Source organism: Helicobacter equorum (assembly GCF_900198655.1).
GTDB classification, from domain to species: Bacteria; Campylobacterota; Campylobacteria; order Campylobacterales; family Helicobacteraceae; genus Helicobacter_F; species Helicobacter_F equorum.
In genome coordinates, this window is the sequence record NZ_FZPO01000064.1 from 1 (window position 1) to 9,481 (window position 9,481).

The window sequence follows — 9,481 nt, forward strand, 5'->3', positions numbered from 1 at the left end:
GATGAGCATTTTGAAATCAAAAATATTAATGATGAGAAATTCAGATTCCTTCCCCTTGATACGAAATATTTGAGCGAAGAGAATTATTATAAGCTTTTGGGTGCATTTGATAATTTGGATGAGATTTTACATGGAGAGCTAATCAAAAGTGATAATTTTCAAGCCCTTAATTCTCTCATGCCAAAATATCAAGACAAGATTGATTTAATCTATATTGATCCGCCATTTAATACCGGAAGCGATTTTGAATACAAAGATAGATTTCAAGATAGCACTTGGCTTTCTTTAATGCATAATCGCTTAGAGCTAGCAAAAGAATTTTTAAGTGATAGGGGAAGTTTTTATTTGCATTTAGATTACAATGCAAATTATCTTGGTAGAGAGCTTTTAAATGAAATATTTGGGGAAGAAAATTTTATTAATGAGATAATTTGGAATTATAGGGGAACTACCAATACAAATATGAAATTTGCGCCAAAGCATGATACTATATACTCATATGGATGTGAAAATCATATTTTTAACTTTGATGATGTTAGAATTCCCTATGAATGAGAATGGGAAATATTATATGATGTGGAAAAGAGATCAGCCTTATTACCCGCCTCAAAAATTTGAAAATAATAAATGGATGTTGTTAGGAAAGTCGGAATATGATGTGTGGAATGATATTCCATCTATGGCAACTGCTCACGGAGCAGAATTTTTAAATTTTTCAACACAAAAGCAAGAAAAATTACTACAAAGAATCATCAAAGCAAGTAGCAATGAAGATTCCATAGTTTTTGATTATCATTTAGGCAGTGGCACGACCTTAGCCACTGCTCATAAATTAGGGCGTAAATGGCTTGGCGTAGAAATGGGAGAGCATGTTTATCAAGTGATAATTCCACGAATGAAAAAGGTTATCGGCGGTTTTGCAAGTGGGATTAGCAAAGAAGTAGAGTTTAAAGGTGGTGGTGCTTTTAGATACTATGAGCTTGAAAGCTATGAAGAATCCCTAGAGCAATGTGAATATGTGCTAGATAAAGATTCTTTGATTGATTATAGAAAATCACGCAAACTTATCAAAGGGCTTAAAAAAGGTGAGAAAATCTGCCTTGATATGAGCAAATACAATAAAAGCTTTGATATTTTTACTACAATGTCAAATCTCTTGGGGCTTAAAATTAAAAGTATTTTTCTTGATGAAAATGGCATACAATCTTGCAAATTTGAAAATGATGACATTGTAAATCTAGAAAATATCGACTTAATCAAATACCCAAAACTAAGAAATCTAATCTGGTGGGAGAAATAGATGAGTGGAACTAGTTTAACATTTACCGAATGTGAATTAATTGTAAATCAAAATAGGCATCCAAGGCTTAGTGATTTTGAAAATAAACAAAAACATATATATGATGTTGATGATAAATGTTGTATAGTTAATTGTGAAATTATTCAGGATAGATTCTTTTGGATATATATAAAATATGGCAAAGCTAAGCCATATGCAGATGAAGTTATAAATACGGAAACCAAAGAAGTTTTTTCAAATAAAAGAGATATAAAAGAAGCTGAATTAAGAAATCAAATTTTCTGTATGTATGATTATAAACATGTTACATTTTATATATCAAATATATTGCAGAAAAAATTTGTGCAAGAATTTTTACAAAAAACTTTTAATATTGAATTTAATATTAAAAATTATTATATTAATCCCAATGAATTTGTAAAAGAAATTACATCAATTAATGAGATTACTTTTTGGGCTGATAATAATTTATTTAGTGGGGATATTTTTAATGCAGTGAGAGATGTTTGTGGAGAAGGAGAGTATGATAAATTTTATTTCAAATTTGAAACTAAAAATAATAGTATTTTCAACAGAAATAAAATTTTAGAATTTTTAGAACTAATGAAAGACAAAAGAGCAAATCAAGAAATAACTAAATTAAAATGTGTAGGTAAAGATGATAGTGGATTTGAGAAGATTTTTAATTTTGAAACATATTTGAATAAAAAGCCAATTTATGCTTCAAAAGATGAAAATGCAATGTATAACCCAGAAGATATTAAAAATGCTCTATTGGATGAATTAAATGCTTAAGATAATGCGTGGAATATACAAAGAAGACAAGACATTAGTTATTGTTGTTTTTGTTATATTTTTTATTATTTCTTTAGGATTTTCCTATTTTCTGTTATGTTTTTTAAATCTTAAAGACTTTTCGGAGTTTATAAAAAATTTTACTACAAATGTAATAACTTTCATTTCTATAGCTTTTGGTTTTTACTTGACAAGTTTATCAATTATTTTTTCATCAAAGTATATAGGCATGTTAAACATTACAGATGAAAGAAAACCTGATCAAAAACAAATACATACCTTGAGAGAATATTTTAAATTAGCTATTTATTGTGCATTAACTACCATTATTGCAAGTTTTATAGCACTGGTATGTATTTTTTTTAGTGAAAAAAATACTATAGCTATCGTATTTGCTTTGCTCGCAGCCATTTTTGCCGAAAACTTTATTTTTATATATTTGTTACTTAAAATTTTTATGAATGCTCTAATAATACAAGCAAGAAAAGATAGCTAATGCAAAATAACATCATCCTCTACGCCACGCAAGATAAAAAGATTAGAGTCGAGCTTTATGAGCTTGGTGATAGTGTGTATTTAAACCAAGAAAGTTTAGCAAAGCTTTTTCTAAAGAAGCCTTGCTTTGACACCTCAAAGCAAAACATAAGTTTGCATATAAAAAATATCCTTGAAGAAGGGGAGTTGCAAGAAATTTCAGTTGTAAAGGAATACTTGACAACTGCAAGTGATAACAAACAATATAATATAAATTTTATCCTAGAAGATGAAAAGAATCTGGAAGAAACCTATAAAGTCCTAAAGGAAAGGTAATGGCAAAGGCAAAGCAAACAGCAGACATCAAACAACATTTGCTCTTAAGTGAAATATGCAATGATAAGAGAATGCAACATAAAGGGATATATGAACGCTATGATTTACAAAGCTTTAGCGCAGATATGAGTTTGCAAGATTATCAAATCGCGAGTGTGCAAAATGCACTGATTGCACTTGATTGTTATATGTGCTACAAAGATTCTGAATATAGACAAAATAGAGGGGCAAAGCTTTATAGAATCTATCAAGAAAAATATAAAGATTTTAGACTAAAAGAATCAGAAATTAATCGTGCATCTTTTTGGATGGCAACAGGTAGTGGCAAGACTATCGTGATGATAAAACTCCTCTCACTTTTGGGTAAAGCTATGCGAGAAAGAAGTATTCCAAATAAGCCTATCATGCTTTTAGCTCCAAATGATACGATTTTAAAACAATTTAAACACAATATCACAAAATACAATAATTACAATGGAGATTCTCTAAGTGTGAGGGAGCTAAAAGAATATGAGAGTGCGGATAATACGAGTTTATTGAAAGAAACGATTGTATTTATTGCTAGAAGTGATTTGTTAAATTGCAAAGAAAATGTGGGAAAAGATAAAAATGCAAAAAGACTGGATTACAAAAATTATTGCAATGATTGTGGCTGGTATATTTTGCTTGATGAAGCACACAAAGGGGATAGCAAGGATTCTATAAGAAAATCCTATATCAATGAACTAGCTTGTGGAGACAAACAAAAAGACTATGAAGGATTTTCTAAGGGATTTATTTTTAATTTTTCTGCAACTTTTAGTGATGAGATTGATTTTTTAACTTGTGCATTTAACTACAATCTAGAAAAGTTTAATCGTGATGGTTATGGCAAAAATATCGCCCTGCTAGATTCTAATCTCAAATCTTTTGGCAACGAAAATGGTGAAAATGAGAGAATAACAAGAATCATAGAAGGATTTATACTTTTTAGTGCCATTAAACAGAGCAAAGAAAAACTATTAGAAAAAGCCACAAGTCTTGGTGTCGCGGATATAAAATACCACAACCCCCTAATCATTGCCGTATCAGATAAAGTAAACACAAAAGATGCAGGAATAAAGCTCTATTTTGAAGCTATATTGCAAATACTCAAAGAAGATAGAGATATACAAGAAATCGCAAACAATCTCTATGAGAAACTACAATATCAAGAACTCTATTTTACAAAAAATACTTTAAGTGATGAATTTAAAGAATGCGTAAAAAATATAGATTCTAAAAATGTGAGAAAATATATCTTTCATGCAAGTAAGCCTTCAAGTTTAGAGTGCCTTAGGGCAAATGACAAAGAACTAGCCTTTAAGAGCAAAAATGCAGATGAACCCTTTATGCTCTTAAATATTGGTGAAACCAAAAAGTGGGAAAAAGAGCATTTATTAGAGCTTGGTGTAGAGAGCTTTAAAGATTTACAAAAGAGTTACTTTAAGGATATTAACAGCACAGATTCAAGTATTAATATTATGCTTGGAAGCAAAGTCTTTAGCGAAGGTTGGGATAGCAATCGTGTGAATCTCATCTATTTTATTAACATTGGTAGCAAAAATGCCAACAAATATGTTTTACAAACTATAGGCAGAGGCGTAAGAATTGAGCCTTTTGCTCATGTGCGAATAAGAATGCAATATAGCCAATTGGAATACGCAACAAAAGAGGCTTTGTCTCCTTTATCTTGTGGTATAGAAACCTTATTTATTTTAGCAAGTGATACTGAAGCGATTAAATTTATTTTAGGAAAAATTGAAAGCTTTATCACTCAATATCCTATAAAAGGCTTTAAAAAGACAAATATCTTAAGCCCACTCCCTACACCAAAATACAAAGAAACACAATCTAAAGATAAAAACTACAGGATCGACAAAACAGAAGCAACACATCTAAGAGCATATATAGAAAGTTTTGATGAAGATGTTTTGGTGCTTAGTAAATGTGTCATTCATAAAGAATGTAGCTATGAAACATTGCAAGAAATACAAAAATTTTTGCACAACAACAGCACAAGGATTCAATCTAGTAATGGGGATATGCAAAAATTTGATAAAAACACAACAATTAGTCGCATTGATAGAATCTTGCATGCAACAAACAGAGAATTACAAGAATTTGTAGATTTGAGTGATGAAATCAATCATTATCAAAAATTTCAAACGACTTTGGGGCAAGACTTCGCAAATGAGATAAGTGAGATTATAAAAAATATACTTAATACAAAGAGTGAGAAAGAATTAAAAGCTGATTTTGAAAGTGGAAAAATAAATATAGATGAATTTGCAAAAAACCTAAAAAACAATGCAAAAAAATGTAATATTAAAGACTACGCAATCAGTGCAGAGCTAAAAGAGCATTATTATAATCCATTAATTGTCTCTAATAAAGATGATAAAAATACAGAAATCAATTTTGCTATTAGCCAAAAGAGTGAAAGGGAATTTTTAAAAGATTTAGAGGATTTTTTGCAAACAGATTCAAAAAGACTAGATAAATATGAGTGGTGCTTTAGCAAGATTGTAGAGAATATAGATGATATTTATATCCCATATTTTGATAGTCAGGCACAAAGCAATCGGAAATTCTATCCGGATTTTATTTTTTGGTTTAGAGATAAAGCGACACAAGAATACAAGATTGTTTTTATAGATCCAAAAGGGCTTAGTCGAGAAACAAACCCAATAGATAAAATCAAAGGCTTTGAATCTGTGTATGTTAATCAAAAATTCTCTTATAAAAATAAGGAAATTAAAGTATATCTATACTACTACAATAAAACGAATTCTGAATTTAGAGACTATGAAAGTTATAAGAAGCCTAGTATTGAAGATATAATGAAAGAAATTTGTGAATAGAATAAGAATAATGCTGATTTATTGATTCTGTATTTGTATAAAACAAAAATTAAAAAACAAAAGGACTTCATAATGTTGCGAGTTATATCAAAGCAATTTAGTATTTTATTAGTTTTTTTTGATTGCATTATCTATCAATGTCTTTGCTAAAGATGTTTATATTATCCACGGCTATAAAAGCACTAGCAATTATGGGTGGTTTAATGCTGTCGCACAAAAACTAAGCAAAAATGGCAAAAAATCCAATATCAGATTATGAAATTGGCATTATTAAAGCATTAATTAATTTAAAATATGAAAATCAAGATATCTTGGCTTATATAAATCGGTATAGAGAAGCAAACAAACTTAAGCATATCAATTCAGGGAGGATTTACGATAATTAAAAAGTGCCAATAGCCCTAAATCATTCTTTATTTAGGGTATGCAATCAAAAGCCATAAATGCGATATTATCATTTAAGAGTGGAGTTTTTGTAAATGTAGATTTATCCTAGAATCTCACCAAAAAGGAAGCGATAAAATGGCAATTTCTATTTTGCAAATAGAGGTTTATTCTAGAATCTTATTGTATTTCAAATCCTAAAAGAGCTATATAAAGATTAAATAACTCCCTTTTAGAATGCCCTTATCAAGATTCAAGAATATGTTTATTGATAAAGCTATAAATAAAGCCATTATAAAAATAAATTTTGCTTTTGCCACAATAGGAACAATCAATCTAATGCCTAAAAAAATTGAAGAGAAACTTTATTTTAAATAATATTTCAAAATTTATTTTAAATGATAAAAGTATCAAACCTCATTTTTAGAGCTATTACCACAAATGGTTGGTATTGCAAATACAAAGAGATTCACACAAACCAAAATTTTCAAATACTTCACTTTTAAAAACCTCTCAATCCCCTTGCTAAACTTTTTATTCAAGAAAAAATAGAATCTAAAATCATCCAAAGTCTAACTTTTATAACAAAAGCAAAAAGCTATGAAAGAAAATCAAAGTAAATATGGACATCATAGTGCAACTCCCACGAAAGGTTATGGAACAGGCGGACTTTTAAAAGACAAGAAAAATATGTTTTCACTTACTTAGAATGCACCCATAGAAGCTTTTATAGAATCTAATGGACTTTTTTTAAGGATGTGGGCATAGATGGTGTATATTTTCATTTACACAAGGTATACGAGTTTATGGGAATGAGTGCGTTGCCGACTTTTATCTGTAATGATGTGATGAAAAATTCACAAGTAGAGCGATATATCAAAGATTATGAGGCATATTTAAAGAAAGTGTTTGGATAGTATTTGTACAATCCATAAATGCTATATACTTAATCCATAATATGTTGTACTAAAATAAAGATATCAATTTAGGAAACATATAACAAAAGTAAAGTTTAGATAAGAAAAAAAATGAAAAGTTATACTATTTTAATATTTCTTTGTATATGTTTTGGTAGTGTTTTTGCTGCACCATCGCAAGAGATTCTACCGCTAACACAAGAATCGAAGGATTTTTTTTCGATAGAAACTACACGTATGCAAAATGCAGAGGGGAGATTCTATAATATTTATGTTGCTATTCCAAAGCACAAAGCAGATAAAAAGAGTGTATTTTATACACTAGATGGCAATGCGTTTTTCCCTTTGCTACTCAATGAAATAGCTACAAAAGAATCTGCTAAGCCCCTCAAATCACTGCCTATTATCGTAGCAATAGGACACGATAGCCCATTAGCCTATGATAGAGCATTACGCACTTATGACTATACGCCTTTGCTTACTGAAGATTTACAAGATTCTTTTAGCGGTGGAGGTGGAATTAATATATTTTTACATTTTATTACACAAGAAGTGCAGCCCTTTATCCATAAGCGATTTGGAGTGCCTCATAAGGAGCTGCTTTTTGGGCATTCTTTTGGCGGACTTTTTGTTTTATATACACTTTTATCTGAGCCACAGAGTTTTACACACTATGTTTGTGCTTCACCATCACTTTGGTGGGGAGAAGGAAAATTTCTATCTTTACCTTTGAGGCTAAGGAATAATCCAGATTCTATTATCTTCACACTTGGTAGCTTGGAGAGAGATAGCAAGAGGAAGCAAAGCATAAAACTTGAAGAGATAATACAAGATTTGCAAATAAATGCACCCAACTCTAAAAGCATCGTATTTATCGAGTTAGATGGGCAAAGTCACGGTAGCTCTATCCCTTATGCCTTGCAAATAGGATTGGAAATATTTATGAAGTAAGGATTTGTATTTGTAAAGATTGCGATGTCTTGATGACTTTAGGGATATGGATTTAGATTGTCTTTCAATCTTGGAAGATTCAAAGGGAGGATCAATGTAGCAATCGCACGTTTGAGCAGTATTCAGATTTCTAACGAGTATTGTAAATCGCACAAAATTGCGTATAGATAGCATATTTGCAAATCTTTAATCAAAATCATATCCACAATAACTTCCTTAGCACGGATTTTAGGTTTGATTTTAATAATGCCAACATATCTTGCATAGCTAAATAGCCACATTTTATTTGAGATTCTCAAGTATTGATACCACACCATCAAAAAACACAGCACATTAATTATAATATTTTGTAAAATATGCTTCACAATCAACTTGTAGATTTTATGAGAAAATATAATTCATAAAAATTTTTGTGCTACCCTAATTTAGATTCTTAAAAGATAAGTTTCCAAAGATATTTTTTGAAAATACCTTTTGCCCCAAATTCTTAAGCTTTAGCAATTTTAGGCAACATTAGAGAAAGGCAGGCTATGAAAGAGCGATATTTTAGTAACAAGTTTTTAAGTTATTTTTATAGCAATGATCCAAAGACACATTTTGATCACAAAAGAAACTTCTCACACATGATATATATGCAAGAATCTATCCTATCGATATTTATAGAATCCACAAGCAGTGTGCAAGGATAAAATGGAGTTGATATATACGAGAGTGATAACGTGTGTCTGCAAAACTTTCAAAAACCACTTGTAGTAAAAATAATGATACAGAGGGATTTTATCTTGTGTGTGAATGGGGTGAATCTCTCTACAAAGCCGAATTTGGCGACAAAAGAGAACTTATTACAACCAAACAAGGCACTTTGGAATTACTTAGTAGTGCAGAGTTAAACTCATTTGATAAGGCACTAAATTTGAGTCTACAAAGTGGAAAAACACTAGATAAACCTATAAAGGTAATTTTTGAAACAAACTTTATCAATGTGAGGATTGCTTGTGTATCTTGTAGCCTGTGATGAAAAAGCGCTAGAATTTTTACGCAATACACAAAATGAATATATTTTTATCGATGACTTTGAAGATTTAAGCTTAGAATATTTTTTAAATCTTGATTCTAGCCTAAATGATAGACTTAGAGTGGTTATTAAGAACACTTGATGTTTCTTGATACAAGATAAGTGAAGTAATGTCATAACAAGAAAAAATTGTGATCTAGGATAAGCTTATGACGTATATTTGATGAAATCTAGTATTTTGCATATATAAAAAAGAAAATTTGGCGTGTTTAGTTGTAAGACATTAAAGATACTATAATACAATCTTTAGCAACGATCTTTCATTTGGAATCACATTCAAGGAGTGTATCTGTGAAAAAATATTACTTTATACTTAGTGTATGCTTATTGTGTGTAGCAAAAGTAAATGCGAATACCCAAAACAAGC

8 protein-coding genes and 2 pseudogenes are annotated in these 9,481 nt (G+C 30.0%); all 10 read left to right on the forward strand.

Annotated elements, in window-relative coordinates; genetic code table 11:
- Positions 1-1,300: pseudogene (locus C6H22_RS09200) on the forward strand (site-specific DNA-methyltransferase); the annotation flags it as partial.
- Complete coding sequence (locus tag C6H22_RS07880; protein WP_104694727.1) at positions 1,301-2,095, forward strand: hypothetical protein; 795 nt, start codon at positions 1,301-1,303, stop codon at positions 2,093-2,095.
- Entirely contained in the window at positions 2,088-2,591 is a 504-nt protein-coding gene (locus C6H22_RS07885; protein WP_104694728.1) for a hypothetical protein, read from the forward strand. The genes C6H22_RS07880 and C6H22_RS07885 overlap by 8 nt, the downstream gene beginning before the upstream one ends.
- Positions 2,591-2,905, forward strand: a complete 315-nt coding sequence (locus C6H22_RS07890) for a hypothetical protein (RefSeq protein WP_233707095.1) — start codon at positions 2,591-2,593, stop codon at positions 2,903-2,905. Before C6H22_RS07885 ends, C6H22_RS07890 begins: the two co-directional genes overlap by 1 nt.
- Positions 2,905-5,787 carry a DEAD/DEAH box helicase family protein gene (locus C6H22_RS07895; RefSeq protein ID WP_104694729.1) on the forward strand — a complete coding sequence of 961 codons (2,883 nt, stop codon included), beginning with the start codon at positions 2,905-2,907 and terminating at the stop codon, positions 5,785-5,787. The genes C6H22_RS07890 and C6H22_RS07895 overlap by 1 nt, the downstream gene beginning before the upstream one ends.
- Positions 5,788-6,819: 1,032 nt before the next feature.
- A pseudogene (locus C6H22_RS07905) lies at positions 6,820-7,088 on the forward strand (NAD(P)H-dependent oxidoreductase); the annotation flags it as partial.
- A gap of 111 nt (positions 7,089-7,199) precedes the next feature.
- Complete coding sequence (locus C6H22_RS07910) at positions 7,200-8,039, forward strand: alpha/beta hydrolase (RefSeq protein WP_104694730.1); 840 nt, start codon at positions 7,200-7,202, stop codon at positions 8,037-8,039.
- A gap of 530 nt (positions 8,040-8,569) precedes the next feature.
- Entirely contained in the window at positions 8,570-8,728 is a 159-nt protein-coding gene (locus tag C6H22_RS08710) for a hypothetical protein (protein WP_158654676.1), read from the forward strand.
- 32 nt (positions 8,729-8,760) lie between these two features.
- Positions 8,761-9,054, forward strand: coding sequence for a hypothetical protein (locus tag C6H22_RS07915; RefSeq protein ID WP_104694731.1), 294 nt, complete (start codon positions 8,761-8,763; stop codon positions 9,052-9,054).
- Positions 9,035-9,196 carry a hypothetical protein gene (locus tag C6H22_RS08715; RefSeq protein WP_158654677.1) on the forward strand — a complete coding sequence of 54 codons (162 nt, stop codon included), beginning with the start codon at positions 9,035-9,037 and terminating at the stop codon, positions 9,194-9,196. The genes C6H22_RS07915 and C6H22_RS08715 overlap by 20 nt, the downstream gene beginning before the upstream one ends.
- Positions 9,197-9,481 lie beyond the last annotated feature (285 nt).

Bases quoted from the DNA above. Each gene is read 5' to 3' on its own strand.
- C6H22_RS08710 (WP_158654676.1), top strand. From the start codon at position 8,570: ATGAAAGAGCGATATTTTAGTAACAAGTTTTTAAGTTATTTTTATAGC.
- C6H22_RS07910 (WP_104694730.1), top strand. From the start codon at position 7,200: ATGAAAAGTTATACTATTTTAATATTTCTTTGTATATGTTTTGGTAGT.
- C6H22_RS07895 (WP_104694729.1), top strand. From the start codon at position 2,905: ATGGCAAAGGCAAAGCAAACAGCAGACATCAAACAACATTTGCTCTTA.
- C6H22_RS07890 (WP_233707095.1), top strand. From the start codon at position 2,591: ATGCAAAATAACATCATCCTCTACGCCACGCAAGATAAAAAGATTAGA.
- C6H22_RS07885 (WP_104694728.1), top strand. From the start codon at position 2,088: ATGCTTAAGATAATGCGTGGAATATACAAAGAAGACAAGACATTAGTT.
- C6H22_RS07880 (WP_104694727.1), top strand. From the start codon at position 1,301: ATGAGTGGAACTAGTTTAACATTTACCGAATGTGAATTAATTGTAAAT.